The following is a 24,890-nucleotide window of genomic DNA, read 5'->3' as shown; positions in this document are numbered from 1 at the left end:
CCCTGCTCCGTCCATCAGCCCTTCTCCGCCCCGGCCAGCAGCCCGGTGCGCAGGAAGCGCTGGGCGAGGACGAATCCGATCAGCAGCGGCGCGCAGGCCACGAGCCCGGCCAGGGCCGCCTCCGGCTGGTGGATGTCGAGGTCGGCGAAGCCGCTGGAGTTGTTGACCGCGCCGGTGGACTGCAGCAGGGACATCAGGCCGAGCTGAAGGGTGAAGGTGCGGTCGTCGGAGAGCATCACGAAGGGCAGGAAGAAGTCGGTCCAGCAGCGGACGAAGCCGAAGAAGGCGATCAGCGCGATGGCGGGGCGGGCCAGTGGCACCGCGACCGACCAGAACAGCCGCAGCTCGCTCGCCCCGTCAACGCGTCCGGCGTCCAGCAGGCTGTCGGGCAGGTTCGCCTGGAAGTGCAGGAAAGCCAGGTAGACACCGAAGGGATAGAAGGACAGCGGCAGGATCACCGACCAGACGGTGCCGGTGAGGTTGATCGCCGACATCTCCAGGTACAGCGGGAGCACCAGCGCGGCCGGGGGCAGGATCATCGTCACGATCGACAGGGTGAGCAGTGCCCGGCGGCCGGCGAAGTCGTGCTTGGCGAGCGCGTAGCCCGCCGGCACGCACAGCAGCAGGGCGAGGGCCACGCTGGCCGCCGCGTAGACGATCGAGTTGCCGATCCACAGGGTGATCTCGCCGTCGTTGTACGACGTCAGGTGCGACCAGGCCTCGCCCACGTTGCCCAGCGAGCCGAAGCCGAGCGGGGAGCCGGTGGTCAGGTCGTCGGCCGTGCGGGTCGGGGCAAGCAGCAGCCAGAGCAGGGGTAGTCCGAAGAAGACGGCCGCGCCGAGCAGGAACAGGACGCGGGCGCCGCGTGACAGAGCGGTCATCGCCTCACTCACCGGGAGTCGGAGGAGTCGGTGGCGTACATACGAGTACGGGTGATCACGATCCAGGCGGCCAGCACACCGACCGAGAGCATGGCCAGCGACAGCGCGGCGGCCTTGCCGAAGTCGCCGTCCTGGGTGGCGTAGACGTAGGCGAGCTGGTTGACGGACCAGGTGGGGCTGATCTGGCCGGGGGCACCGGTGGACAGCACCGTGGGCTCGACGAACACCTGGCTGCCGGAGGCGAAACTGGAGATCAGCACGAAGGCGACGTAGGTGCGGACCATCGGCAGCTTGATGTGCCACATCGTCCGCCAGGCCGAGGCGCCGTCGACCTGCGCGGCCTCCAGGACGTCTTTCGGGAGGGCGTTGAGGGCCCCGTACAGGACCACGATCCAGCCGCCGGCGTGCACCGCGACGCCCATCACGGTGAGGACGGCGATGACGCTGCCGCCGGACAGCGCGTCCGTGGCGCTCTTGACGTCCATCAGCCTGAGCAACGGGGAGAACGGGCTGCTGCCCGGGCTGACCATGAACAGCCACAGCAGGGCCGCGGCCGATCCGGTGACCGCGCCGGGCAGGTAGTAGACGAGCTGGAGCACGCTCGTCGTGCGGCCGGGGCGGGCGTGCAGGGTGAAGGCGAGAGAAAGGACGACCAGCAGCAGGATCGGCAGCCACAGCAGCAGATACGTCGCCACATGGGCGGCCGCGTCGCCGAGCCGGTAGTCCTGGAGGACCGCCGCCCAGTCGCGCCCGCCGGAGAAGGAGCCGTTGTCGACGAACGAGGTCCACAGGGCGTATCCGGCGGGCGCGAGCCCGAAGACCGCGAGGAACACCGTGTAGGGGCCGACGAGGATCCAGACGGCGGCGGTACGGCCGGGGCGGCGCCGACGGCGGGATGGCACCGGCCGCGTGACGGCGACCACGGGCGGACGGGCCTGCGTGAGTGTCTTCATCCGACCGTGTATCCGCTGGTCTTGGCCGCCGACTCCAGCTTGTCCTGCCAACTCCCCAGGGAGCCGCGGAGGTTGCCACCGGAGTCGACCGCCTTGACGAAGGTGTCGTTGAAGCTGCTCTGCCAGTCGGCCTCGAAGCGGACCGCGCCGAAACCGGGGCGCAGCGCGTTCGCCGCCGCGCTGAGGGCGGGCATCGGGTCGGCGGCGTAGTAGGGGTCCTTCGACTTCGCCTCGCCCCACTTCGTCGCCGCTGCCGTGAAGGCGGGGTAAGTGGGCTGCTTCGCCTGGAGGTTCACGTCGGTGGTCAGCCAGCGCACCAGGTCCGCGGCCTGCCTGGTGCGCCCGCCGGCGTGTGCGGAGACGAGGAACGCGCCGCCGCCGACCTGTCCCGCGTACGGCTTGCTCTCGCCGGGCCAGGTGGGCATGGGAGCGGCGGCGACGCGGCCCCCCGGCACCTTGAAGGCGGGGCCGAACATGAAGTCGCCGAACCAGGCCGGGGCGGGCAGCATCAGGATCCTGTCGCCCTTGCCGAACTTCGCGAAGCCCGGGTCGATGGGCAGGACGGTGGTGACGGCCTTCGCCCGGGCGAGCGGCTGCAGCAGGTCGGCGACCCGGGTACAGTCCGGCCGGCCGAGGTCGATGTGGACCTCGGTGAGGCTGAGGGTGTCGCGGGTGGGGCAGCCGCTGCTGCCGAAGTAGATGCCGGCGCCGTATTTGCCGTTGACGGCTCCGACGATGGTGCCGGGGTGCTCCTCGGCCGCCTTCAGACCGGTCCGCTGGTACTCGGCCCAGGTCTTGGGAACCTGGTAGCCGTATCGCTTCATCAACTTGGCGTCGTACCAGAGGACGGTGGGGGCGATGTCGTTGCGCAGGCAGTACGTCTTGCCGCCGAAGGTGCAGGTCTCGAGCGAGCCGGGGGTGAAACCGTCACGGACCTTCTTCGGGACGAGGCCGTCGAGCGGGGCCGCGTAGCCGAACTTCTCGCTCGCGAGCGTCGCCGCCTCGGCCGGGTTGGCCAGGAAGACGACGTCGGGCCAGCCGCTCTCGGTGCGGTTGGCCAGCGAGATCTTGGTGGGCACGTAGCCGGCGTCGGGCGGGATGGTGACGATGCGCATCTTCAGGTCGGGGTGGGCCTTCTCGTACTGCTGGGCCGCGGGCATACGGGTGTTGTCCACCCACACCAGTAACTCGCCCTTCGCGGCGGCCGAACCGCCGCCACCACCGGTTCCTCCGCAGCCGGAGAGCAGCAGAGCCGCGGCCGCGGCCAGGGAGACCGCGCACCATCTCTTCATGGGGGGCTTCATGGGGACCACCTTTTCGCCGAGGAGCCATACTGCGGGAACGAGATTGCGATAGTTTTCGCAATCCGCGATCGCCCCGGCAACGTAGGAGATTCATCCGATGACGTCAACGGTTCGAGCGGGATCCAGTCAGGGAAGACAGCGCACCCTTGCCCAAATCGCCGCGCAGGCAGGCGTATCGGTGTCTACGGTCTCCAAGGTGCTGCACAACAGATCCGATGTCTCGGCGGAGACGCGAGCCAAGGTGCAGCGGCTGCTGGAACAGCACGGCTATCTGGCGAAACATCACCCGGCGGCGACCGCGGCGCCGGTCGGCGGACTGATCGACTTCGTCATCAACGAACTGGACAGCCCCTGGGCGGTCGAGCTGATCCGGGGCGCGGAGGACGTCCTGCACGACGCGGGCATGGGGTTGGTGGTCTCCTCCACGCACGGCCGGACCAGACGCGCCCGTCAGTGGCTGGACTCGCTGGCCACCCGCTCCACACGCGGAGCGATTCTCGTGGTGCCCGAACTGACACCCGAACAGCACGAGGAGCTGAGCCGGCTCGGCATCCCCTACGCGCTGGTGATGCCGATCGACGAACCCGCGCCGGGAACACCATGGGTGGGCGCGACCAACTGGCCCGGCGGACTGGCCGCGACCCGACACCTCATCGAGCTCGGCCATCGGCGCATCGCGATCATCAGCGGCCCGGAGCGCCGGCTCACTTCCCGGGCACGGGTCGACGGCTACCGTTCAGCTCTGGCGGAGGCCGATCTGCCCTTCGATCCCGAGCTGGTCCGCTACGGCGACTTCACCCACGGCCTCGCGCACGAACACGCCCTGGACATCCTGTCGCTGCCCGACCGTCCGACGGCGATCTTCGCCGGCAGCGACCACCAGGCCCTGGGCACCTACCGGGCCGCCGCCGAACTGGGCCTGCGCATCCCGGCCGACGTCAGCGTGGTCGGCTTCGACGACCTGCCCTTCGCGGACTGGGTCACCCCGCGCCTGACGACGGTCCGCACCCCGCTGGCCGACATGACCGCGCTCGCGGCCCGGATGGTGCTGCGACTGCTGTCCGGGGAACAGCCGGAAACGACACGGGTGGAGGTGGCGACCGAACTGGTGGTACGGGAGAGCAGCGGACCCCCGCCGGCACTTTGAGTCCCCTTAAAGGTCCAAACCAATAAAGGCTGCACTACCTCTTTCGCACGCAAGCGTGTCATGCCATGCTCACCGCTCGGCACACATCTGAACGTCGTTCACATCCATGAAAGACCATGGGAAGGGCGAACGGGCATGAGAGATGCACACACAGCCGTCACCGATGATCAAAATGTCATGAGCATGTCCATCGGCATGACCAGGCGCGCTGTCCTGGGCAGCGCCATCGCCGTGGCGGCGGCCGGTACCGGCACCGCCGTGGCGGCCGGCTCGGGAACACGGCCGACCGGCACCCCGCTCCTCTGGCGGGAGTTCACCCGCACACCCTTCACGCACCCGCAGATCCCGTACATCGGCCGGGCGGGTTGCCGCGGCGGGGCGGCCCGCCTCCCCCGCCGCCCCGCTGTCGCCGACGTACGCGCCTTCGGCGCCGTGGCGGACGGCACGACCGACTCCGCCCCCGCGATCAACCGTGCCATCGCCGCTGCCGGCAGGGCCGGCGGTGGCACGGTCATCATCCCGCCCGGCACGTTCCGCATCGACGACGTGATCCGCCTGGACCAGTCGAACGTGATCCTCAAGGGTGCCGGCAGCGGCCGTACGACCCTGTACGCGACGAGGAGCCTCACCGAACTGATCGGGCCGTACGGCTCCCGCTACGGCGGCGACAAGTCGGGCTGGTCCTGGGCGGGCGGCCTGATCTGGCTGGCCCCCAAGGCCCGCTGGGCCTCGCTCGTCGCCGCGATCAGGGCGAAGGCGTGGCCCTTCGAGGGCTGGACGGGCAACCGGCGCGACGAGTGGCGCCCTCTCACGGCGGTCGCTCCGGCCCGGCAGGGCTCATGGACGATCACGGTGACGAACCCGGCGTCACTGCGCCCCGGCGCCCTGGTTCTCCTCCGGCTGTCCGACGACGCGGACCACACACTCCTGGAGCACATGTGCGGCGGCGGCCCCGGGCCGGAGGCCTACTCCTGGGACGACAAGACGAAGCTGACCTCCTACGTCCCCTACGAGTGGCCCGTCCGCATCGCCCGGGTCCGGGGCCGCGAGGTCACCCTCGAACGCCCGCTCCCCCTCGACGTACGCCCGGAGTGGAACCCTCAACTGACCACGCACGTAGCGGAGTTGACAGGTTCCGGGGTCGAGGGACTGACTCTCGAGGCGCTGGAGACCCCACAACAGCCGCATCTGTTGGACAAGGGGCACAACGGGGTCGTCCTGCAGTGCGCGTACGACTGCTGGGTGGACGACGTGACGGTCCGCCACGTCGACAACGGCTTCGGCCTCGTGTCCGCCTCCGCGTGCACCCTGCGACGGACACGTGTCACGGGCCGCGGCTCCCACCACCCCTACTTCTGCCGTGAGGGCTCGCACGACAACCTCGTCGAGGACTTCACGATCGAGGAGCGCACCGTCCCCGCCCCCTCGAACACCCAACTGCACGGCATCAACGTCGAAGGGCTGTCGTCGTACAACGTGTGGTCCCGCGGCGACATGCGGATGGGCACCTTCGACAGCCACCGCGGACTGCCCTTCGCCAACGTCCGCACCGACATCACCCTGAACAACAACGGCCGCCACGGCGGTGACGCGAGCGCCGGACCCCTGTTCGGCGCCCGCTTCACCCACTGGAACATCCGCGTCACCAACGCCCGCGCTGGACTCGTCAGGATCGACGGCCTGGCACCGTACTCCGCCACCGTCGGCATCGCCGCGGTCAGTGAGTTCGACCAGATCGACGTCCCCGACTTCACGGGTGACCTGCATACCCGCCTGGAGCTGTACGGCAGCCCGGACGCGGTGCGGCCGCGGAATCTGCACGCGGCACAGCGCGCGCTGTAGCACGCGCATCACCACCCCCACGTTCGCCTACCTGAACGGAGTGGATCGATGAGCGCACTCTCGGCACTGTCACGACTGAGCATCCTCCTGGTGGCCTTCGCAGCGTTCGCCGCCGGCGCCGCCGTCCCCACCGCATCGGCCCGGGGAATGGCGGGGGCCACAGCCAAGGTCCCGCACACGGCCGTACTGGACGGCGCCCGGCTCCATCAGACCAAGCAACGCCTGGATCGAGGCGACCGTCAACTGCGCCGGACCGTACAGGCGTTGACGGTCCGCGCCGACAAATGGCTGGGCCAGGGCCCCTGGACGGTCGTCGACAAGCCACGGCCCGCGCCCGGCGGCGATGTCCACGACTACCTGAGCCAGGCTCCCTACTGGTGGCCCTCCAAGCCCCCCACCACCGACAACCCCTGGGGCTGCCCGTACGTGCAACGCGACGGCGAGCGCAACCCCGAGGTCGACACCGGCACCGACCGACAGGACGTCGAGAAGACCTTCGACGCCGCGTACGACCTCTCCCTCGCCTGGTACTACACGGGCCGGAAGCGGTACGCCGAGAAGGCCGGGCAGGTACTGCGCACCTGGTTCCTCGACCCGGCCACGAGGATGAACCCGAACCTGAACCACGCGCAGTTCATTCCCTGCAAGTACGACGGTCGCGCCATCGGCATCATCGACTTCTCGCAGTCCTTCACCAGCGTCCTCGACGCGCTCGCCCTGCTGGACACCGGCGCCCCGGGCTGGACCGGGAAGGACCGCACCGGCATGACGAAGTGGAACAGCGACTTCCTCGGCTGGCTCAGGGACAGCGGCTTCGGCAAGGAGGAGGCCGCCGCGACCAACAACCACGGCACCTTCTACGACATGCAGCTCGCCGCACTCGCCTACGCGACCGGCGACAAGGACCTGGCCCGCCGAACCGTCCTGAACGTCCGGAGCACGCGCATCGCGCCGCAGATCGCGTCCGACGGCAGCCAGCCGCAGGAGCTGGCGCGGACCAGGAGCTGGCACTACTCGACCTTCGCCCTGGTCGCCCACACCCGGCTCGCGGCCATCGGCCGGCACGTCGGAGTGAACCTCTGGGCGTACCGGGGCCCGGACGGACAGAGTCTGTTCAACGCGGTCGACTACCTGCTGCCCGCGGCGACGGCATCCGCCGCCTGGCCGCATCCGGAGCTCGGCTTCCTCCGGTACGCCGCGGACGACATCGTCCACGCTGCCGCCGACGCCGGTGATGTACGGGCGCGGCGGGCGGTCTCGCTCCTGGAGGAGCCGCCGGGCGGCGACCTGTGGGCCCTGCGTCCGGCGGCGGAACAGCTGGACTCCATCGCGGGCTGATCGGCAGCCGCCCGGTCCGGGAACGTCCACGCGGGCGGAGTTCCTCGTCGGACAGGTCTCCGCCGGCGCGGGCCGCACATACCGGGGAAGGGCATGGGAACCGCCCGACGCGGCTCCGGTTCCCGTGCTCTCAGGCGTTGGCCTGACGATGCCAGCCCGTCCTGCGCGGAGCGGCGTGGTGCACGGAACCAGCGGCCCGGGCAGTCTGCTGGCGCCACAGCAACAAGGACGTCACCGACCACAGGCCGGCGAAGACCACCAGGAAGAGCACCGCCACCCACATCTGCCTGCTTCCGGGATCGTCCCATCCCACCAGTGCGGCCGACACGGCCCACAAGAGGGCACCCCCGGCGTAGAAGAGGCGGATTCGGCGGAGTTGCCGCAGGGCTCGTACGGATTCAGCGTGATCGGTTTCCGGTGCCATGCCGACGCGGATACCCCGATACGCACTGCCTACCGGCCTCCGGCAGACTTTGTGAGGCGGTGCCAGGTGGCTGCCCTCACTGACGGGGGCGGATCGCGGCGCCGGGTCGCACGTCGTCGTCATGGCTGGTCCGACGAGCCGCTGTGCCGCAGGTTCGGCTCAGCGGCGGGACGTGTCGCTGCTGGGTGTGTCGGAGAGGGCGATGCGGGCCGTGATGCGTTTGCCGACCGGTTCCTGCTCGGTGAACAGTTCCTCGGTGACGGCCTTGACGATCTCCAGTCCGTGCTGGCCGATCCTGCCGGGATCGGCGGCCCGGGCCGCGGGTGCGGTGGGGTCGCTGTCCCATACGACGACGTCCACGGCGCGGGCGTTGATGCGCAGTTCCATCAGGACGGGGCCGGGGGCGTACTTGAGGGCGTTGGTGACCAGCTCGCTGACCACCAGCTGGGTGAGGTCCCTCGCACGCGCGGACACCGGCAGGTGATGGTCGGCGCGGGCCTGGTCGAGAAAGTCGACAGCGTGGTGGCGGGCGTCGGCGATGCAGCCGTCGCCCCCGTCCAGGGCGTAGCCGGCGCGCATCAGGTGCTCGTTCTTCGGCCCGGTACAGCCGTCGACATCGGTATGGGATCCCACGTGTCGCCCTCACTCCCCCCTTCACGCACGCCAGTACCCGCGAGGGCACCATGCATGCCACAGGGGGTTTCGTTCGTCACCGCCAACCAGTGTGCATCCCATCGTGGCGGTGGGGCAGAATCATCCAGGTACGCTCTGCCCTGGCAAGCCTAAGCGCAGTTGAGGAGACGGTGGCTGACAACCAGAAGGCCCGCCGGCCCGACCGGCTCTCCGTCGAGTGCGAAATGATCGACGGCGTCCGTGTTGTGACGGTACAGGGCGAGATCGACCACGATGTCAAGGACGTCCTCAGCCGTGCCCTGCTGTCCGAAGCGGGCGCGGTGCCGCCGCAGCGGATCGTCGTGGACCTCAGCGGTGTGACCTTCATGGACTCCAGCGGCATCAACGTCTTCGTGGCCGGCTACCAGCAGGCGAGTGATGCGCAGGGGTGGCTGCGCATAGCAGGCGCCCAGGAATCCATCCTCCGTGTGCTGACGCTGGTCGGCGTCGACGCCTTCATCCCGTGCCACCCCACCGTCGAGCAGGCCCTGAACGCCTGACCGCTTCACTCGGGCTGATCTTCGGCCGGCCGGGTGAGATCCAGGCCGGCCACTGCGCACCCCAGGCGGCCGACAGCCGGGGTCCGGGTGACCTGATGCCGTCTTGCACGGACCCGTGGGGCTCCGTCACTGTCGTGGGGCACGGCCCGCCCACCCGATGACGGCCACCATCGGAGACTCCCATGCTGCGGGTGCACTTCACCGCCGAAGACCTCGCACGCGTTCGCGTCGCCGCCGCTCCCGACCCGTTGTGGGAGCTCACCGGCAGCGTCCAGGTTCTGGCCACCGACGCGTGCGCTCCGCGTACGCCGAGTGGCGACGGCTCGTCCGGCCGGGGCGGGGCCCGGTCGACGTGCTGCTCGCCGGGCTGATGCCGTCACGCGGCTACGCACGGCTTCCTCACCCCCGCGCTGAGCGGCCCTCCCGCCCTCGACTGCGCGATCGACACGGTCCTGAGCACGCCCCGGACGGTCCTGCGTGACGATCTGGCCAGTCTTGCCTCCTCCACCGAGCGCTCACACCCGCTGCCGGCCGCGACCCGCGCCCTGGCCGACGGCGACCCGGACGCCCTGCGTCGCCTCGGCACCGCCCTGCACGCGTACCACCGGCGGGCACTCGCCCCGCACTGGCCGCACATCCGGGCGCAGGTGGACGCCGATGTCGCCGTACGCACCCGGGCGGTCCTCGACGGCGGCGCCGACGGGCTCCTCGCGAGCTTCGCTCACCTGCTGCGCTGGCGGCCCCCCGTCCTGGAGGCCGACTACCCGGTCGACCGCGACGTGCGGCTCGACGGGCGCGGACTGCTGCTCCAGCCGTCCTCCTTCTGCCACCAGCGGCCCGTCATGCTCGCCGAACTGCAGGACGACCTGACACCGGTCCTCGTCCATCCGATCCAGCACACGCCTGGCTGGGCGGGGGCTCACGGTGCGTGCGGACAGGGCGCGGAGCTGGGCGCGGACCGTGTCGTACAGCCGGTCCAGGTCGGCCAGGTCGGCGATGTCACCCACCACCGCGGTGGCCCCGGCCGGGCCGATGGTCTCGACGGCCGCCTCCAGCACGTCCTTACGCCGGCCGGTGATGAACACGTGCGCCCCCTCGGCTGCCAGCCGAACAGCGGCGGCCAGACCGATGCCGCTCCCGCCGCCGGTGACGAGGGCGGTCTTGCCTTCAAGCTGTCCCATGCGAATGACCCTCGCAAACTTCAGTACCGATCGATACCGAACGAGACCGTAACACATCTGTACCGATCAGTACGGAAGAGGTATGATCGATCGCATGGAGCAGCGGCAGAGGGCACCGATCGGCCGACCGAGGGGTTTCGACGCCGACGAGGCCCTGGAGAACGCCATGCGGGTCTTTTGGGGACAGGGCTACGAAGGCGCCAGCCTCACCGATCTGACCAACGCCATGGGCATCACCCGCACCAGCATGTACGCGGCCTTCGGCAACAAGGAGGACCTGTTCCGCAAGGCTCTGGAGCGCTACGCCGAAGGTCCCGCCTCGTACGGGCCCCGGGCCCTGCAGGAACCGACCGCCAGGCAGGTGGCCACGGCGTTCCTCAACGGCTCCGTCCGGGCCACCACCCGGCCCGGCTGCCCGGCCGGGTGCCTCGGCGTCCAGGGATCCCTTGCCGCCGGCGACCCGGGCAGCAGTGCCCGCGACGCCCTCACCGTCTGGCGCAACGAGCACACCGCCCTCCTGCGCGACCGGTTCCGGCAAGCCGTCGACGAAGGCGACCTGCCCCCGGAAACCGATCCCGGACTACTCGCCCGCTACCTCATGACCGTGTCCAACGGCATCGCCGTCCAAGCCGCGGGCGGCACCCCCCGCGACGAACTCCAGCAGGTGGCCGACCTGGCTCTGCGAAGCTGGCCACCTGCCTGACGGTCCCCGGCAAGCCGCTCCTGTTCCCGCTCGTCCCGTCACTCCTCAGGGTGCCGCCCAGGGCGGCACCCTGAACCGGACCGATCCGGGCCTCCCCGGCCACACCGCTCGACGCCTCCGCCCTGTCCCGGCCACGTGCAGTCGATCGTCCGATGTGAGCCAGGCCACATACCAGGGGTGCATAGCAGGGTGGGGGCCAGTGTCTTTATTGCAGGTGTAGGGGCGTGCTGAAGCAAGGGACGACGCTGATGGGGCAGTTGCGGACCGACGAGTTCGACCGGTTCGTTGCGGCCCGGTGGTCGGCGTTGCTTCATCTGGCGCGGCTGCTCACCGGCGGAGACCGGCACCGGGCCGAGGATCTGCTGCAGGAGGCGCTGGTCAAGCTGTGGTTCGCGTGGCCGAAGGTGGCCGAGCAGGCGCCCGAGGCATACGTGCGCAAGGTACTGGCCCGTGCCGCGGCTCGCTCCTCACGGCGTCGCTGGTGGGGCGAGCACCCCGTGGACCGGCTGCCCGACCCGCCGGAGGTGAGGGACGAGAGCGCCGCCGTGGACGAACGGACCCGGTTGGAGGCGACGCTGGCGTTGCTGCCTGCGCGGCAGCGGGCCGCGGTGGTGCTGCGCTACTACCAGGACCTGCCCGAGCGGCACGTCGCGGAGGTGCTGGGGTGTCCGATCGGTACCGCCCGCTCGCTCACGACACGCGGCGTCGCACGGTTGCGGCTGCTTCTGGCGGAGACAGTCGAGCCGGTGGAGTGAGAGAGGGAGCCATGGATCACTTCGAGCAGGAGCTGGCACGGATGATGCGTGACAGCCAGGAGGACACACCCTATGAGGACCGGCACCGACGTCGGCTCCAAGCCGGCGTTCGCGCCCGCCGAGGGGCCCGGGTGGTCTGGACCGCCACCGGATCCTTGCTGGCCATCGCCGCACTCGGAGTCGGACTGACGGTCCTGCCGAACTCTCTCACCCAGCGCGGACCCACCAGCCCTCGGCCCCGACCCGTCACCTCTGCCGAGTCGGTTCCGATGCCGGCCACGGCCCGCCCCGCCTCCAGCGCCCAGGAGGTGCCGATGCCGGGCGACACGTCAGCCACCGCGTCGGCGCCGATGCCGTACCGCTCCCCAAGCCTCGACCCGGTCCACATGCCGACACGGACGTCAACGGCCCACTAGCGCCTTGGCCTGCTAGGTCCGAGCTGTCCCGTTCCGTCCTCGACGAGTTGAAAGACGACCACGTGATCCGTGAGAACGCGAGCGCGCATGCCGACCAGCCGCGCAGGGCGGCGAATCCCGGGCCGGCCTCCTGGGAGCGGCGACTGCGCCTCTTCGGACACGCAGGCCGGCCGCGTACATCCACGCGCGACCGCCTGGTGCCGCCGTTCCCCGAACCGGGGCCGGGACTGTGGCGCGCGTTCGGGCTGTCTCCTGTGGTGTCGGGCCGGGCGGCGCGCTGGTCGGGGTGGGGCGGTCCGCTGCTGGTGACACTCCTTGGCGGGCTGCCCCGCTTCTGGCGTCTGGGCAACCCGCGCACTGTTCTGTTCGACGAGACGTACTACGCCAAGGACGCCTGGTCCCTGCTGCGGTTCGGCTACGAGGGCACCTGGCCGAACAGAAAGGTCTCCGACCCGCAGATCCTGGCCGACCCTCAGGTGATCCCGCTCTCCGACGCGGGGACCTATGTCGCGCATCCGCCGACGGGCAAGTGGGTGATCGCCGTCGGCGAGTGGATGTTCGGCCTCGCCCCGTTCGGCTGGCGCTTCATGACGGCGGTCCTGGGCACGCTGTCGGTGCTGATGCTGTGCCGCACAGGACGGCGCCTGTTCCGGTCGACGGTGCTGGGCTGCCTGGCCGGAGCGTTGATGGCGGTGGACGGTCTGCACTACGTGATGAGCCGTACCGCTCTGCTCGACGTCGTCGTCATGTTCTTCGTCCTGGCGGCGTTCGGCTGCCTGCTCATCGACCGGGACCGGGCGCGGGACCGGCTCGCGGCAGCCCTGCCGATGGGCGACGACGGCCACGCGCGCCCGGACCAGGACACCGGCGACCACGCCGGGACGGGAACACGCCCCTGGCGGCTCGCGGCCGGTCTCTTTCTGGGCCTGGCGGCCTCGACCAAGTGGAACGGACTGTACTTCCTGGCGTCCTTCCTCGTCCTGACCCTGCTGTGGGACGTCGGCGCCCGCCGCGTCGCGGGGGCACGCCACCCGTACCGTGCCGTGCTGCGCACGGATTTCGGCTGGGCGGTGGTGTCACTCGTTCCGGTTGCCGTGGTGACGTACCTGGTGACGTGGACAGGCTGGTTCCTGTCCGACAACGGATACGGCCGCCACTGGGCGGACGACCGCGGCGGCACGTGGTCATGGGTCCCGGCCCCGCTGCGCAGCCTGTGGCACTACGAGTACAGCGTCTACCAGTTCAACGTGGGACTGCACATCCCGCACAGATACGAGTCGAACCCGTGGAGCTGGCTCGTGCTTGGCCGCCCTGTGCTGTTCGACTACCAGTCGCCGAAACCCGGTGAGGACGGCTGCCACGCGGCGGCCGACTGCTCACAGGCGATCCTCGCCCTGGGTACGCCGCTGCTCTGGTGGTCGGCATGCTGCGCACTGGTGTATCTGCTCTTTCGCTGGGCGCTGCGCCGCGACTGGCGCGCGGGCGCCGTCCTGTGCGCGGTGGGTGCCGGTTACCTTCCCTGGTTCCTGTACCAGGACCGGACGATCTTCTCCTTCTACGCCGTCGTCTTCGTGCCCTACCTGTGCCTGGCCGTGACGATGATGCTGGGCGCGTTGCTGGGGCCACCGGGCGCGGACGCCGCACGCCGAACACGGGGTGCGGTGGCCGCGGGCACGCTGACGCTGCTCATCATCTGGAACTTCGTCTACTTCTTCCCGATCTATACGGGACTGACGATTCCGTATTCCGGCTGGCACACCCGTATGTGGCTCGACACCTGGATCTGAGGTCGTCCTCACGCCCGTACCGTCGGGCCGGCCTCCCTTGTTCGTGTCGCGCCGGGTCGGTCCTACTGGTGGTCGCGCAGACGGGCGCGCAGGAGATTGGGGTCGGTGGCCGTGATGTAGGCGGCGCTGAGGACGTACACGTCGTGACCGCGCAGCGCGACGGAGGTGGGGTTCTGAAGTCCGTCGGTGGCGTCCAGAACGGTGGTGACGGTGCCGTCGGGCCGGATGCGTACGACCGTGTTGGGGGCGTTGAGGGCGGCCAGGATCTCGTCTCCGCGGCCGGTGAAGACGAAGTCGTCGATACCGGCCACTCCCGATGCCCTGGTCTGCGGTGCTCCCGCGCGGTTTCCCGAGCGGATCGGAATGCGCAGGACGATGCCCTGGTCCAGGTTGGTCACCCACAGTGCGCCGCCGTGCACCTTCGCCCCGTTGGCTCCGAGGAAGCCGGTCGAGGCGAGTCCGGGAGCGGTGGACCATGCGCGGGGTGTGCCGCCGGTGACGGGGACGGTCCATACGGTGCCGAGCACCGAGTCGGTGATGTAGAGCTGTTCGCTGTGCTCGTCCAGTGCCAGCCCGTTGGGCAGGCCGGTGGCGGGCAGTGCGGCGATACGCCGCGGCGCCTGTCCGGGGCGCAGCCGCCACAGGCCCGTCAGGTCGGCCGTGCCGGTCGCGTACAGCACGTACACGGTGCCGTCCGAGCTGTGGACGATGCCGGTGGTCAGGGGGAAGCCGAGGACCGGCGTGTTGACTCCGCCGTCGGCGGGTGCGGGCAGCGTCGCCAGGACGCGGGTGGTGCCTCGGGGGCTGACCTGGGCCACCTGTCGACCGGCGGCGAAGGTGACGACGGCCGTGCCGTCGGGCAGCAGGGTGACGTTCTCCGGCATCTGGCCGGCGGACAGGTCGAAGTGGGTGGCGACCCGCACATGCGTCAGCGGTCCTCCCGTGGAGGTCGCGTCGGCGGGCGCAGCCGCTGTGAGGGTGGCCGCGGCCACCACGACTGCCGACATGATCAGTTCGATGCTTCGCTTGGACATGGTTCCTTCACAGTTTTCGGGCATGCGGCAGCCGCGGTGCGGTGCCGTGGATGAGAGGTGCTCAGGGGGTGCGGGTTACGGCGCCGGGGTGCGGCTGGGTCGACTCCCGCGGTGCGATGGTGTGGGCGAGCAGGGTCAGGGCTGACGCGGACGGGGAACCGGCGGCGGCCGTAGCCACCACCAGGGACGGTCCGGACCCCCGCGGGCTCTGCAGTGTCTGCTGGGTGACCGCCAGTGTCCCGACCAGCGGGTGGCGCATTTCGTAGTCGGCGACATCGCAGGCCAGGATCCGGTGATCGGCCCACATCGTGGCGAACTCCGAGCTGCGCATGGTCAGTTCACCGATCAGGCCGGCAAGCAGTGGATCATCCGGGAAGCGGCCGGCCGTCAGGCGCAGATTGCCCACCACCGCCCGGGCCTTGGCGGGCCAGTCGCTGTACAGGTCACGGGTGTGCGCGTCGAGGAACACCAGCCTGGCCATGTTCGGCCGTCGGCCCGGGTCGTCGGGACCGTCGGGATCGAGATGACCCGCGAACAGCCCGTGTCCCGGCCGGTTCCAGGCCAGGACATCGCCCCGGCGGCCGACGACGACAGCGGGTGTGCCGTCAACGGCCGCCAGCAAGGCGGTCATTGCCGGGGTGACGCGTTCGGCAGGCGGCCGGACGACAGCCCTGGACCTTCTCGGCGCACGGGCCAGAGTGTGCAGATGGGCACGCTCGGACTCGTCCAGTCGCAGGGCGTTCGCCACGGCGTCGAGCACCTCGCGCGAGGCGTTGCGTGACTGGCCCTGCTCCAGGCGGGTGTAGTAGGGCGCGCTGATGCCCGCGAGCATCGCGAGCTCCTCCCGCCGCAGGCCGGGCACCCGTCGCCGTTCGCCGTAGGTCTCCAACCCGACGTCTTCGGGCCGCAGTTGGCTACGGCGTACCTGGAGGAAGTCGGCGAGGCGCCCCTGCTTGTTCATGGAACCGAGTATGCGCAGCGCCGACGACCCGTGCCTCACCCCGCTGGGGTAGGGATCGGCTTCGGCGGTGAAGACCGCGGTAGGCGGGGGTGTGCCATGGCGAAGGGTGCCGGTCCGACCGGGCACACCTCAGGGGTTCCAGAAGACCGAGGTGAACGCACGGTCGAAGCGCCGCGCGGCCAGGTCCTCTCGCTGGATCGCCCAGTGGACGGTGGCGCTCTCCCAGCCCTGTACGTCCACGCCGGCATACCAGTCGGCCAGGAGCACCCAGTCCGAGACGTCACCCGAAACCGGTCCTCCCCACCGGCCCGCTTCCGCCGCTTTCACGGCACTGGACGCGGCAGCGGCGATCGGATCGGTGTATATGGCCTCCTCCCAGGCGTATCCGCCGATCTGCAGCGGCCCCTCGGGGGCGATGACGTCATGAGTGTTCTCCCAGACCTCGACGAGTTCCTCGGCGCGGGGATGCCCCGGAAGCGGCCCGCTTCCCGGCTTGTCGAGGTATTCGACCGCGTGGTGGTAGGGCAGCGACACGCCGGCCGTCGCCCGCAGCGGGCCCTGGGGGAACTCCTCGAACATCGCCTCGTAGTCCTCGATGTCGTACGGGTTCCAGGCGTTCCTGTCCCGTTCCGTCACGGCCGTGCCGGCGGGAACGTACACCACGCTGCCCATGGTGCCGTAGTCGTCGGCGGCCTCGGGGAAGGCGAACAGCAGCAGATGGCCGTCGGGAGGCAGGGGCAGGTCCGTCGCGTCCGCGGGCAGGGCAGCGAGGTCGATGGAGGCGACGAAGGGGTAGGCGGGGTCGGGGACATCGGCCGGAAGCAGGAGCGGACCGCCGAACCGGCCCACGACCGGGCCGTCGCCGTTCCCGTCCCGTGTCATTACCGCGCAACGTCGGGCGGTGCCCAGCCATCGCTCGACGTCGTCGACGGGTATGTCACGCGCCGTCGCCTCGTCACGGAACGGACGTAACAGGTCCCGCGTCTCAGGAGTCATGAGTAGACCGTAGAGGAAGGGTCTGACACAGCGGCGTCGATGCCGTGAGCGGGCCTCCGTCGTTCCGGCCGGCCCCGTCCGAACGGGGGCGCCCGGCAACCGAGTTGCGGATCGCACCCTGGCCTGTGGTGACGCCAGAGGTGCGGCGGTTACCGCCGGGCTGCTTTGTCGCTCGTGCGGAACAAGAAGACCGTGGCAGCCGGCGCACGGGACGCGTCGGCACGGCTGGTCGCCCGGTCGATGCGGTAGAACTGCTGGACGCTCGCCGAGCGCGCCGGCCGCCACTCCCCCGCACCGGTTGCACCACCTGCTCGGTCGGGCGGTATGGACACGGACGGCGCGCGGAGCTTCAGTCGTTGCGGCCGACACCGCGATCGGGTGCGCTCATGTCCCCCGTCCCGGGCGTGCCGTCGGCGAGCCCGTAGCGCAAGTACACGGTGCCCTTCGGACCGGCTGTCGGCGGTTCGAGGAGTGTGACGTTCGAGGGCACCGCGCCGCCGTCGAACACCTTCTTCCCGACGCCGAGCACGACCGGGTGCACCCAGAGGTCGAGACGGTCGAGGAGCTTCTCGCGCAGGAGCGTCTGCACCAGGTCCAGGCTCCCGACGACCTTCACATGCTCGTGCCGGTCGCGGATCTCGCGCACCGCGCCCGCCAGATCCGGGCCGAGCTGCGTGGACCCGGCCCACGAGAGGTCGGGCCTGCCACGGGACGCCACGTACTTCGGGACGCTGTTGAAGAGCGTGGCGATCTTGTTGTCCTCGCCACCCTCCTGGTGCGGCCAGTAGGCGGCGAAGATGTCGTACGTCCGTCGGCCGAGCAGGAGGGCGTCCGTGCCCTCGTACGCGGCTGCGATCTGCGCCCCGGTGACCTCGTCCAGCAGGGGCGCCTGCCAGCCGCCGAACGGGAACCCCACCGGGTCCTCGTCGGGGCCGCCGGGCGCCTGCCCGACGAGGTCGAGGGTCGCGAACAGTTCGATGTGGATGAGGCCCATGTCGTACTCCCGATGAGTTGGTTGTCCCGGTCGGAAGGTAGACCTGTGGGCGCCGGCAGACTCATCGCTGCGACGGCGCCCGGTTTCGTGGTCGTCGACCGCCTCGCCCGGTGCATCGGTCACCACCTTGTCCCGCGGTCAGCGTCCCCGCGACTCAGGAGCAGCTCGGCAGGTCCGAGAGAGGCCTTCCTCGAGGCCTTCAGGCAGGCGCGCCAGACCGGCTGACGTCTTCAGGTAATGGCTGACGCTTCCGCCTGTCACGGTCAGAAGCGCATGGGGAGACCCAGCAGGCCGCGGGCTCGCGTCGACGGCCGCCGGCGCTCTTCGTCCGGCAGAACGTCGAGCGTCAGGTCGGGGAAACGGTCGCGGAGGGCGGCGAGGGCGATTTCGGTTTCCATACGGGCCAGGGGCGCACGAAGGCAGTAGTGGCTGCCGTGGCCGAGGGCGGGGTGACCGGTCGCGTCGCGGCCGATGTCGAGCCGGTCGGGGTCGGTGAAATGGTGCGGGTCGTGGTGGGCGGCGGCCAGGGAGAGAGGGACGGTCTCGCCTGCGGGACGGTGACTCCGCCGATGGTGACGTCCTCGGTCAGGAAGCGGCGGATGGCCAGGGATACGGGGCCGTCGTAGCGGCCGACTTCTCGACCGCGCCGCCCGGCCGCGTCGCTGATGAAGGAGTTACGGGCAAGGTCACCTCCGCTCGTGCGAGGGTGACCCGTCGCCGGGGCCCACGGACCCCGTCTGCCGGGGTGTTCGGCCCGCTTGGGCCGAAGTCCCGCCGTCCGGTGCCTACTTGCGAGGGAGCGAGAGGTTGATGATCGGGAGTCGCTTGGTCGTGCCCGCCACGTAGAGGTCCGTCGGAGCCGTGCGCAGCACGAACCTGTCGTCGTCGCCCCGCACGCGCAAGGACATCACGAAGAAACCGTCGTCCTCGGTGGTCGTCTTTACGCGGTACTCGTTCTCCCAGTCCGCCTGCAGGAAGACCTCGTTGCCCGCGATCTCGACGCCCCTGGGGACAGTGACCTTGCCCTGGACGGTGAGGATGGTGCCCTTCTTCACCTTCTTCTTGTTGACCGTGTAACTGAGTGAGCTGGCCTTGGCCTTGGTGGTCACGGCGGTCTGCGTGTAGTAGCCGTCCTGCGGGGTGTTGGGGTTGCCGTCCTCGTCGTAGTAGGCCGTGATGGCCACCTTGCGCTGGACGTTGAGGAGGCTGCTGCCGCCCACGTGGTCGATGTCGACGTCAGGGATGGTGAACTTCCCCTTGGCGTCGGTGACCGGCTTGCCCAGGTCACGCGGCTCGTACTCGGTGGGGTCGATCGGGTCACCCCACGGATTCCAGGTGGTGAAGCGGACGACCTCCTGGATGGTGACGGGGATGTTGGGCGCCGGGGTGCCGTCGGCCTTGGTGAGGGTGCCGCTGACGTCGACGTGGCGGTTGTTGTAGTCGGTGCTGGTCGGGTTGGTGCTCACCTTCAGCACATAGGCACGGCTGGGGGCGGCGTCGGAGGGCTTCGCCGAGGCGGAGGGCACAGCCACGGCGCCTGCGGCGAGCAGGAGCGCGGCGGTGGTGGCAACACGCTTCGACAGCAACTTCTTGGGCACGGTCAACTCCAAGTTCGGTCGGGACTAGAGGAGTTGCGCCGAGCGGTACCGGTTCCGCCGACGCAGGTGTGCGACACATCAGGTTCGACCGGCGGGGCGGGATGAGAGTTGTACCCGTACGGCCGCTGTTACACGGCTGTAGCGGGACGCGTTTCGTACGGGTTGCGCGCTCTGCCCGTGAGCGGCGGCGTTTCGGTGGCGCGTCCCGAGCCGATCGTGGCGCCGACACCCAAGGTGACGACGTCGTGGACTTGGCCGCCGCGACGAACACACGCTCAGATATCGGTACTTGGCCGCATCGGGTGCCGTCTCCGGCCGGTAACGTCAGGCTCCATGGAGGATGTGAAAATCGTCGTTGAGCGTCGGTATGCCCCGGCCCCGATCGACTACGAGCGCCTCGTGTCGCTGGTCGAGTCCACCGGCGAGCGCGTCGTGCTCACTGATGCCGACGTGCCGGTGAGTGTGCTGTTCCCGGCGGGGGCGGTGGCCGAGCTGGAGCACTGGGCGCGCGCCGACTACCCCGTGCCCGCGCCGACGCCGCAGGAGGAGGAAGACGCGGACGAGATGGCGGCGGACGTCGGGCGGCTCGGAGCCGAGTCGTTGTCCGGCCCGCAGGAGTACGGAACGTACACCCGGTACGTGCGCGCGGATGGCAGGCGGGTGAGCTTCGCCCGGGGCGGGATGGTGGTGGCGGTGCAGCTCACCGCCGACGAGGCGGCGTGGCTCAAGGACAAAGCCATGTACACGCGCCAGGGATACATGGACCCCGAGCAGGCAGCGGCATTCGAAGAGTTTTTGGCCCGACAACCCCCGGTCGGCGACCGGTGAACCGTTCCGGGATCGGTCATCGGCCCGGGAGCGGTTCAGGGCGCTGCGCGGGAGGGCGCCATGACTTCCCTGTATACGGGGCGCGGTCTCCGGGGCGCCTGACCGCGACCACAGCCAGGCATGCTCGCTGTGCCATCAAGACCACACAACCCTTCTCCCGCCGAATGGCCCTCACCTTAAAGGGAGTCAGGAGTACGCCGTTTCGGCCCGTCTGTCGCGATTGCCGTGCCAGTCCAGTATCAGGACCGTGGCGTCGTCCTTGAGGCTGCCGTGGCAGGCCTCGAGCACCGCGGCGGTCAGGCTTCGGACGGCTTCGCGCGGGTGCAGCACGCGGGTGTCGTGGACGAGCGCGGCCAGGTCGACGGCCGCCGCACCGCGCTCCTGCATTCCGTCGGTGAGCAGGACCAGACGGTCTCCCGGAAGCAGTTGCACTTCCTGCAGGTGGTAGGAGCTGGGTGCCGCCACACCGAAGGGCAGGTTGACCGCGAGTTTCAGCTCTTCGACGGCGCCGCCGCGCAGCCGCAGCGGCCGGGGATGGCCGGCGTTGACCAGTTCGCACAGGCCCGTGCCGAGGTCGACGCACAGCAACTGTCCGGTGGCCAGGCCGCGGCTGTGGCTCAACAGAACCTCGTGGGCGTGCCGGGCCTGCTTGAGGGCGTCGCAGCCGCTGCGGCGGGCCCGCCGCAGCGCGCCGACCAGCAAGGTGGCCAGCAGAGCGGAGTCCGTGTCGTGGCCCATGGCATCGGTGATCGACAGGTGCAGGGTGCCACGGTCGAGCGTGTAGTCGTAGGTGTCGCCACCGATGTCGTCGGCCGGGACCAGTCCGGCGGCAAGAGTGAACTGCTCCGCCTCGCAGCAGGGGGCCGAGGGAAGCAGCTGGTGCTGGATCTCCGCGGCCAGACTGGGCTTGGTGGTGCGCCGGCCCAGGTGGTACAGATCGGTGAAGCGGCGGTCGGTGACGATGATGTAGGCCAACGCGTGTGCGGCGTTGCGAACTTGGCGCAGTACGGCGTCGTCGGCCGACTGGAGGTTCACTTCCAGAACGCCGATGCAGTCACCGCGGTTGGTGACCGGCGTGATGACGTTTCGTCCGCCCTGGCCGTCCGGTTCCACATGCTGGCGTTGGCTCCGCAGAACTCCGTCGTAGACGCTGCCCTGCAGGGGGATCGGCCCGGCATCGTCGACGGCCTCTTCACCGACCGCGGTGAGCCGGATCAGCCGCTGGCCGATCAGGTCGACGAACAGGAACGACGCACGTTCGGCACCGAACCGCTTCTGCAGGTCGTGTGCCACCACGTCGACGGACTCACCGGGCGGGGCCGCTTCCGCGGCGGCCAGCAACTCGCCCAGTTCCAGATCTTCACCCTTCACGACAACCTCCTGTCTGCTGCCGCAACTTCTTCCCCGAGTCTGCGCAACGTCACCTGATCCGTTTGTCTTGGCTGGTCATCGAGCTGGAAAGATCGGCACGAGCAGGTCCCGGGTCCGTCAGGCTGCGTCCGTGGGCAGCCTGACGGAGCCCCAGCCCACACGGCAGACGTGCCGGCGCGGGGTGCCGATCGCGTAGTCCCCGACGGTGTGAGCGGCATCCTCATCGTCCGGCCGGGTCGCAGCGCACTACTCCGCGTTGGTGGCCGACGGGACCGTGCCGTCGCCTGGCGAGGAGCCATGGCGGTAGGTCGTGGCGGAGAGGAGACGTACCTCGTCCCCGATGCTCGGGGAGGCGGCCGGGGAAGACGACCGGGCGTTTCCGTCACGCCTTCCTGTCGCGCGGCACCGGTTCACCCGCTGGGTGAAACCCACGTTCGGCGCGCGCGACGTCCGGAACAAGCCCGACCTGTCGGTCCCCGGAAAAGGTGACACCGAGCCTGGCCGCACCGACAACAGGCCGGCACCACGAAGGTCGCCCCCCTCTCCCCGCAGCCACAGTGGGACCAAGCCGCGGAACACCCGGACCGCTGCCGGTTGTCGTTACCGGCTGATGGTTGCCGGCGGCGGGGTCCAGCGGCTCTTGGGCGGGATGCTGCTGCTGACTCCGAAGTCGTTCTTGAGCTGTTCGGGGATGGCGTAGTGCATGACACGGCCACGGGTGAGAGAGGACAGTTCCAGGATGCTGGTCAGATGGCCGAGTCGGTCCAGGGCCCAGCCCGCCAGGGGTGAGCTGTCCTCGATGGTCTCCAGCACGCCCAGCAGGGCGGGGGCGGCCTTGACGACGGTGTCCCAGGTGGTACGGGGGACTTGCAGCCAGTCGGCGCAGGTGTCGCCGATCAGGTAGCGGATCAGGGCGGACACGATCGGGTCGAAGAAGGTGCCGGGCACGACTTCCTCGTAGAGGTCGATGAGCTGGCGCGTGAGCTGGGCGCCTTCCTCGCTGGGGCCCATGTGGCGGGTCATGTACAGGTCGGAGAACTCGCGGGCTGCCCGCAGGTCCTGGGGGACGTGGTCCTGGTCGATGCCGAGCATGGCGCCCACCACCCGCCAGGCGTAGTAGTAGGCCTCGGCGCCCTCGTCGCTCATGTGGATGCCAAGGCGGTGCAATGCGTCGAGGACCTGGATGGAGAACATCATCTGCCCGCCGATCATGTCCTCCTGACAGATCGGCGTGCCGAGGACTGCGGTGTCCCAGCGGTCCTCACGCTTGAGGTGGTGGCGGATGGAGGCGTGCAGCAGCCGCACCTTCTGGGCCGCGGGAACGAAACGGCTGCCGGCTTCGAAGGCGTCGGGCCGCATGAGGTAGACGGTGAACTGGCCCGTCTCCGCCATCCGCTTGGAGGGGTATTTCAGTGAGTGGGTGGAGGACAGCAGCTTGGCCACATGGGGCAGGACGTAGCAGGCGGGCATCGATGCGAACGACAGGGCGGTGGAGATGTGCACGTTGTTGTCGATGAAGAACAGCCGTGCCTTCTCCGTCTCGCCCCAGTCCACCCAGGCGGGCGGTGTGCCGGTGACGTTCAGGTACTCGCGGGCGACGTCGGGCAGCCCTTCGGGAAGTTCCTGTCCGACGGTGGAGACGTAGCGCATGAGCGTGTTGAACTTCCCGACCTCTCCGCGCTCGAACAGGGTCGCCACGGTGGCGTCGGCGAGTTCGTCCCCTTGGGTGCGCAGGGCGTCCATGGACGCTTCGGTGTAGGTCATGGTGCTCCTCCGGTGGGGGTGGCCGGTCAGTGCGTGCGGATGACCGAGATGGTCACCAGGTCCGACAGTGCGCGGCGCGCTTCGGTGGTCAGGTCGGCGTCGGCCAGGGCGTCGTGTGCTGCACTCAGCCGGGCGGTGATCATGTCCTCGACGCGGGCGACGGCGCCGGTGCGATGAGCGATCTCCCGCACTCGTTCCACCTGATTCTCGCTGAGGTTCGTCTGCCCGAGCAGGTGGTGCAGCTCGGCGTGTTCCGCTTTGGTGGCGCCGGTGAGCGTGTGGGCCATCAGGGCGGTGGGCCGGTTCCCGGCCAGGTCGTCGGACGGATCCTTGCCGGTCTGCTCAGGATCGCCGAACAGGCCCAGCAGGTCGTCGCGCAGCTGGAACGCCTCGCCCAGGGGGAGCCCGTACTCGCTGTACGCCTGCAGCAGCCGTGGTGGGGCACCGGCGAGGAGGCCACCGATCTGCAAAGGGTGTTCGACGGTGTACTTGGCGGTCTTGTAGCGGATCACCTTCACCGATGCGTCCGGGTCCGGCGCGGCTCCCGTGCGGAGGACTTCCAGGCACTCACCGGCCACCAGTTCACGGGCCAGAACCGCCCACAGGGGCCGGGCCCTGTTCAAGTAGGCGCCGGGCAGGCCAGAGGTGGCGAACAGCTGCCCGGCCATCGACATCAGCAGATCACCCACCAGCATGGCCAGGGCCCGGGCGCCCGCCTTCGGTCGCGCATGACCGGTGAGGATCTCGCGCAGGGCGATGTGCCCGGTGGGCCGACCGTGCCGGGTTCGGCTGTGGTCGATCAGATCGTCGTGCGCGACGGCAGCCGCGTGCACCAGCTCGATCGCGCCGGCGGCCCGTACAAGCGCCTCGCTGTCGGGCTGGCCGGCCCCACGCCAGCCCCAGTAGCAGAACGCCGCCCTGAGCCGCTTGCCGTGCTCGGTCGCGGCATGAAGCTGCTCCGCGACCGGCGCCAGGCAGCCGTCGATGTCGGCCAGCGCCTGTGCTTCCGTGGCGACGAACACACTGAGGACCTGGTCGATGCGCTGCTTCAGCAGGATGTGCTCGTCCCGTTCACTCACCGCCACTCTCCCCTTGACCGCGCGCGGTGACGGTACGGGCGAGCACCTCCAGGTGGGCCGGCGGCGAGGCCCCGTGCCTGTCCAGGAGCAGGCGGCCCCGCGCCTTGGTCTCTTCCTGGCCGTCAGCCAGAAGGTCCCCCAGATCGGCACGGCGGAGCAGGCCACCGATGCTTCCCAGTGCGCTGCTCACCCCGCATACCGCCAGATCGGCAAGGCCGGCCACCAGGGCCACCGTGTCCTCGGTCAGGCCCGGCTTGCGACCGTCATGGTGTGTCACAGCATGTCTCCCTGCACGGCAAGGCCCGCCCCGGCTCCGGCCGGTCGGCACAGAGCAGCGCGTAGCGGTGTTCGGCACGACGCGC

The 24,890-nt window shown here is 69.9% G+C and carries 25 protein-coding genes and 1 pseudogene; 10 read left to right on the top strand and 16 right to left on the bottom strand.

The window, feature by feature from the left end; all coding sequences use genetic code 11:
- Nucleotides 1–14 precede the first annotated feature (14 nt).
- From ACW4TU_RS43730 to ACW4TU_RS43720, 3 genes are read right to left on the bottom strand one after another with little or no spacing between them, the layout of a single operon-like run.
- Complete coding sequence (locus tag ACW4TU_RS43730; RefSeq protein ID WP_457422901.1) at nucleotides 15–881, bottom strand: carbohydrate ABC transporter permease; 867 nt, start codon at nucleotides 879–881, stop codon at nucleotides 15–17.
- A gap of 8 nt (nucleotides 882–889) precedes the next feature.
- Nucleotides 890–1,834 carry a carbohydrate ABC transporter permease gene (locus ACW4TU_RS43725; protein ID WP_457422899.1) on the bottom strand — a complete coding sequence of 315 codons (945 nt, stop codon included), beginning with the start codon at nucleotides 1,832–1,834 and terminating at the stop codon, nucleotides 890–892.
- Nucleotides 1,831–3,138 (bottom strand): extracellular solute-binding protein, encoded by a 1,308-nt coding sequence (locus ACW4TU_RS43720; protein ID WP_457422897.1) that lies wholly within the window; start codon nucleotides 3,136–3,138, stop codon nucleotides 1,831–1,833. Before ACW4TU_RS43720 ends, ACW4TU_RS43725 begins: the two co-directional genes overlap by 4 nt.
- A gap of 97 nt (nucleotides 3,139–3,235) precedes the next feature.
- On the opposite strand from ACW4TU_RS43720, the gene ACW4TU_RS43715 reads away from it, so the two are divergent.
- The 3 genes from ACW4TU_RS43715 to ACW4TU_RS43705 all read left to right on the top strand — a co-directional run bounded on the left by ACW4TU_RS43715 (nucleotide 3,236) and on the right by ACW4TU_RS43705 (nucleotide 7,465).
- Entirely contained in the window at nucleotides 3,236–4,285 is a 1,050-nt protein-coding gene (locus ACW4TU_RS43715) for a LacI family DNA-binding transcriptional regulator (RefSeq protein WP_457422895.1), read from the top strand.
- A 177-nt stretch (nucleotides 4,286–4,462) separates the two neighbouring features.
- The gene (locus ACW4TU_RS43710) at nucleotides 4,463–6,127 is read left to right on the top strand and encodes a glycosyl hydrolase family 28-related protein (RefSeq protein ID WP_457422893.1); all 1,665 of its coding nucleotides are present in this window, start codon (nucleotides 4,463–4,465) and stop codon (nucleotides 6,125–6,127) included.
- Between the two features lie 48 nt (nucleotides 6,128–6,175).
- Nucleotides 6,176–7,465 carry an alginate lyase family protein gene (locus ACW4TU_RS43705; RefSeq protein WP_457422891.1) on the top strand — a complete coding sequence of 430 codons (1,290 nt, stop codon included), beginning with the start codon at nucleotides 6,176–6,178 and terminating at the stop codon, nucleotides 7,463–7,465.
- Nucleotides 7,466–7,595: 130 nt separating this feature from the next.
- Here the strand turns inward: ACW4TU_RS43705 and ACW4TU_RS43700 are convergent, their stop codons facing one another.
- Complete coding sequence (locus ACW4TU_RS43700; protein ID WP_457422889.1) at nucleotides 7,596–7,889, bottom strand: hypothetical protein; 294 nt, start codon at nucleotides 7,887–7,889, stop codon at nucleotides 7,596–7,598.
- Nucleotides 7,890–8,048: 159 nt separating this feature from the next.
- Nucleotides 8,049–8,522 carry an ATP-binding protein gene (locus ACW4TU_RS43695; protein ID WP_457422887.1) on the bottom strand — a complete coding sequence of 158 codons (474 nt, stop codon included), beginning with the start codon at nucleotides 8,520–8,522 and terminating at the stop codon, nucleotides 8,049–8,051.
- 170 nt (nucleotides 8,523–8,692) lie between these two features.
- On the opposite strand from ACW4TU_RS43695, the gene ACW4TU_RS43690 reads away from it, so the two are divergent.
- Together ACW4TU_RS43690 and ACW4TU_RS43685 are read left to right on the top strand one after the other, a co-directional pair.
- Complete coding sequence (locus ACW4TU_RS43690; protein WP_457422885.1) at nucleotides 8,693–9,061, top strand: STAS domain-containing protein; 369 nt, start codon at nucleotides 8,693–8,695, stop codon at nucleotides 9,059–9,061.
- Nucleotides 9,062–9,243: 182 nt separating this feature from the next.
- The gene (locus ACW4TU_RS43685; protein ID WP_457422883.1) at nucleotides 9,244–9,432 is read left to right on the top strand and encodes a hypothetical protein; all 189 of its coding nucleotides are present in this window, start codon (nucleotides 9,244–9,246) and stop codon (nucleotides 9,430–9,432) included.
- A gap of 144 nt (nucleotides 9,433–9,576) precedes the next feature.
- Here the strand turns inward: ACW4TU_RS43685 and ACW4TU_RS43680 are convergent, their stop codons facing one another.
- Nucleotides 9,577–10,242 carry an SDR family NAD(P)-dependent oxidoreductase gene (locus ACW4TU_RS43680; protein ID WP_457422881.1) on the bottom strand — a complete coding sequence of 222 codons (666 nt, stop codon included), beginning with the start codon at nucleotides 10,240–10,242 and terminating at the stop codon, nucleotides 9,577–9,579.
- A 94-nt stretch (nucleotides 10,243–10,336) separates the two neighbouring features.
- On the opposite strand from ACW4TU_RS43680, the gene ACW4TU_RS43675 reads away from it, so the two are divergent.
- From ACW4TU_RS43675 to ACW4TU_RS43660, 4 genes are all read left to right on the top strand, one after another.
- Nucleotides 10,337–10,945, top strand: a complete 609-nt coding sequence (locus ACW4TU_RS43675; RefSeq protein WP_457422879.1) for a TetR/AcrR family transcriptional regulator — start codon at nucleotides 10,337–10,339, stop codon at nucleotides 10,943–10,945.
- Nucleotides 10,946–11,193: 248 nt separating this feature from the next.
- Nucleotides 11,194–11,700, top strand: a complete 507-nt coding sequence (locus ACW4TU_RS43670) for a SigE family RNA polymerase sigma factor (RefSeq protein ID WP_457430599.1) — start codon at nucleotides 11,194–11,196, stop codon at nucleotides 11,698–11,700.
- A gap of 11 nt (nucleotides 11,701–11,711) precedes the next feature.
- Entirely contained in the window at nucleotides 11,712–12,116 is a 405-nt protein-coding gene (locus tag ACW4TU_RS43665) for a hypothetical protein (RefSeq protein WP_457422877.1), read from the top strand.
- A gap of 62 nt (nucleotides 12,117–12,178) precedes the next feature.
- The gene (locus ACW4TU_RS43660; RefSeq protein ID WP_457422875.1) at nucleotides 12,179–13,903 is read left to right on the top strand and encodes a dolichyl-phosphate-mannose--protein mannosyltransferase; all 1,725 of its coding nucleotides are present in this window, start codon (nucleotides 12,179–12,181) and stop codon (nucleotides 13,901–13,903) included.
- Between the two features lie 62 nt (nucleotides 13,904–13,965).
- On the opposite strand, the gene ACW4TU_RS43655 is transcribed toward ACW4TU_RS43660, so the two are convergent.
- The 6 genes and pseudogenes from ACW4TU_RS43655 to ACW4TU_RS43630 form a co-directional block, all read right to left on the bottom strand.
- Nucleotides 13,966–14,937 (bottom strand): SMP-30/gluconolactonase/LRE family protein, encoded by a 972-nt coding sequence (locus ACW4TU_RS43655; protein ID WP_457422873.1) that lies wholly within the window; start codon nucleotides 14,935–14,937, stop codon nucleotides 13,966–13,968.
- Between the two features lie 61 nt (nucleotides 14,938–14,998).
- Nucleotides 14,999–15,898, bottom strand: a complete 900-nt coding sequence (locus ACW4TU_RS43650; protein ID WP_457422871.1) for a helix-turn-helix domain-containing protein — start codon at nucleotides 15,896–15,898, stop codon at nucleotides 14,999–15,001.
- A 129-nt stretch (nucleotides 15,899–16,027) separates the two neighbouring features.
- Nucleotides 16,028–16,894: a DUF1963 domain-containing protein gene (locus ACW4TU_RS43645; RefSeq protein ID WP_457422869.1), complete on the bottom strand. Its 867-nt coding sequence runs from the start codon at nucleotides 16,892–16,894 to the stop codon at nucleotides 16,028–16,030.
- Between the two features lie 349 nt (nucleotides 16,895–17,243).
- Nucleotides 17,244–17,888: a dihydrofolate reductase family protein gene (locus ACW4TU_RS43640; protein ID WP_457422867.1), complete on the bottom strand. Its 645-nt coding sequence runs from the start codon at nucleotides 17,886–17,888 to the stop codon at nucleotides 17,244–17,246.
- Between the two features lie 263 nt (nucleotides 17,889–18,151).
- A pseudogene (locus tag ACW4TU_RS43635) lies at nucleotides 18,152–18,525 on the bottom strand (cytochrome P450); the annotation flags it as partial.
- Between the two features lie 148 nt (nucleotides 18,526–18,673).
- Nucleotides 18,674–19,486 (bottom strand): transthyretin-like family protein, encoded by an 813-nt coding sequence (locus ACW4TU_RS43630; RefSeq protein ID WP_457422865.1) that lies wholly within the window; start codon nucleotides 19,484–19,486, stop codon nucleotides 18,674–18,676.
- Between the two features lie 333 nt (nucleotides 19,487–19,819).
- Here ACW4TU_RS43630 and ACW4TU_RS43625 point away from each other — a divergent pair, with 333 nt between their 5' ends.
- A complete protein-coding gene (locus ACW4TU_RS43625; RefSeq protein WP_457422863.1) occupies nucleotides 19,820–20,314 on the top strand; it encodes a type II toxin-antitoxin system Phd/YefM family antitoxin in 495 nt (164 codons plus the stop codon).
- Nucleotides 20,315–20,500: 186 nt separating this feature from the next.
- On the opposite strand, the gene ACW4TU_RS43620 is transcribed toward ACW4TU_RS43625, so the two are convergent.
- From ACW4TU_RS43620 to ACW4TU_RS43605, 4 genes are all read right to left on the bottom strand, one after another.
- Nucleotides 20,501–21,685, bottom strand: a complete 1,185-nt coding sequence (locus ACW4TU_RS43620; protein ID WP_457422861.1) for a PP2C family protein-serine/threonine phosphatase — start codon at nucleotides 21,683–21,685, stop codon at nucleotides 20,501–20,503.
- A 600-nt stretch (nucleotides 21,686–22,285) separates the two neighbouring features.
- A complete protein-coding gene (locus tag ACW4TU_RS43615) occupies nucleotides 22,286–23,449 on the bottom strand; it encodes an oxygenase MpaB family protein (protein WP_457422859.1) in 1,164 nt (387 codons plus the stop codon).
- Between the two features lie 26 nt (nucleotides 23,450–23,475).
- Nucleotides 23,476–24,528, bottom strand: a complete 1,053-nt coding sequence (locus tag ACW4TU_RS43610) for a polyprenyl synthetase family protein (protein ID WP_457422858.1) — start codon at nucleotides 24,526–24,528, stop codon at nucleotides 23,476–23,478.
- Nucleotides 24,521–24,805, bottom strand: a complete 285-nt coding sequence (locus ACW4TU_RS43605) for a polyprenyl synthetase (RefSeq protein ID WP_457422856.1) — start codon at nucleotides 24,803–24,805, stop codon at nucleotides 24,521–24,523. The genes ACW4TU_RS43610 and ACW4TU_RS43605 overlap by 8 nt, the downstream gene beginning before the upstream one ends.
- Nucleotides 24,806–24,890 lie beyond the last annotated feature (85 nt).

This window comes from Streptomyces kryoterrae (assembly GCF_054072135.1).
This window is presented reverse-complemented; position numbering and strand designations above follow the sequence as displayed.

Bases quoted from the DNA above. Each gene is read 5' to 3' on its own strand.
- ACW4TU_RS43670 (WP_457430599.1), top strand. From the start codon at position 11,194: ATGGGGCAGTTGCGGACCGACGAGTTCGACCGGTTCGTTGCGGCCCGG.
- ACW4TU_RS43725 (WP_457422899.1), bottom strand. From the start codon at position 1,834: ATGAAGACACTCACGCAGGCCCGTCCGCCCGTGGTCGCCGTCACGCGG.
- ACW4TU_RS43720 (WP_457422897.1), bottom strand. From the start codon at position 3,138: ATGAAGCCCCCCATGAAGAGATGGTGCGCGGTCTCCCTGGCCGCGGCC.
- ACW4TU_RS43645 (WP_457422869.1), bottom strand. From the start codon at position 16,894: ATGACTCCTGAGACGCGGGACCTGTTACGTCCGTTCCGTGACGAGGCG.
- ACW4TU_RS43685 (WP_457422883.1), top strand. From the start codon at position 9,244: ATGCTGCGGGTGCACTTCACCGCCGAAGACCTCGCACGCGTTCGCGTC.
- ACW4TU_RS43615 (WP_457422859.1), bottom strand. From the start codon at position 23,449: ATGACCTACACCGAAGCGTCCATGGACGCCCTGCGCACCCAAGGGGAC.
- ACW4TU_RS43665 (WP_457422877.1), top strand. From the start codon at position 11,712: ATGGATCACTTCGAGCAGGAGCTGGCACGGATGATGCGTGACAGCCAG.
- ACW4TU_RS43640 (WP_457422867.1), bottom strand. From the start codon at position 17,888: ATGGGCCTCATCCACATCGAACTGTTCGCGACCCTCGACCTCGTCGGG.
- ACW4TU_RS43715 (WP_457422895.1), top strand. From the start codon at position 3,236: ATGACGTCAACGGTTCGAGCGGGATCCAGTCAGGGAAGACAGCGCACC.
- ACW4TU_RS43730 (WP_457422901.1), bottom strand. From the start codon at position 881: ATGACCGCTCTGTCACGCGGCGCCCGCGTCCTGTTCCTGCTCGGCGCG.
- ACW4TU_RS43710 (WP_457422893.1), top strand. From the start codon at position 4,463: ATGAGCATGTCCATCGGCATGACCAGGCGCGCTGTCCTGGGCAGCGCC.
- ACW4TU_RS43625 (WP_457422863.1), top strand. From the start codon at position 19,820: ATGGAGGATGTGAAAATCGTCGTTGAGCGTCGGTATGCCCCGGCCCCG.
- ACW4TU_RS43655 (WP_457422873.1), bottom strand. From the start codon at position 14,937: ATGTCCAAGCGAAGCATCGAACTGATCATGTCGGCAGTCGTGGTGGCC.
- ACW4TU_RS43680 (WP_457422881.1), bottom strand. From the start codon at position 10,242: ATGGGACAGCTTGAAGGCAAGACCGCCCTCGTCACCGGCGGCGGGAGC.
- ACW4TU_RS43650 (WP_457422871.1), bottom strand. From the start codon at position 15,898: ATGAACAAGCAGGGGCGCCTCGCCGACTTCCTCCAGGTACGCCGTAGC.
- ACW4TU_RS43700 (WP_457422889.1), bottom strand. From the start codon at position 7,889: ATGGCACCGGAAACCGATCACGCTGAATCCGTACGAGCCCTGCGGCAA.
- ACW4TU_RS43675 (WP_457422879.1), top strand. From the start codon at position 10,337: ATGGAGCAGCGGCAGAGGGCACCGATCGGCCGACCGAGGGGTTTCGAC.
- ACW4TU_RS43705 (WP_457422891.1), top strand. From the start codon at position 6,176: ATGAGCGCACTCTCGGCACTGTCACGACTGAGCATCCTCCTGGTGGCC.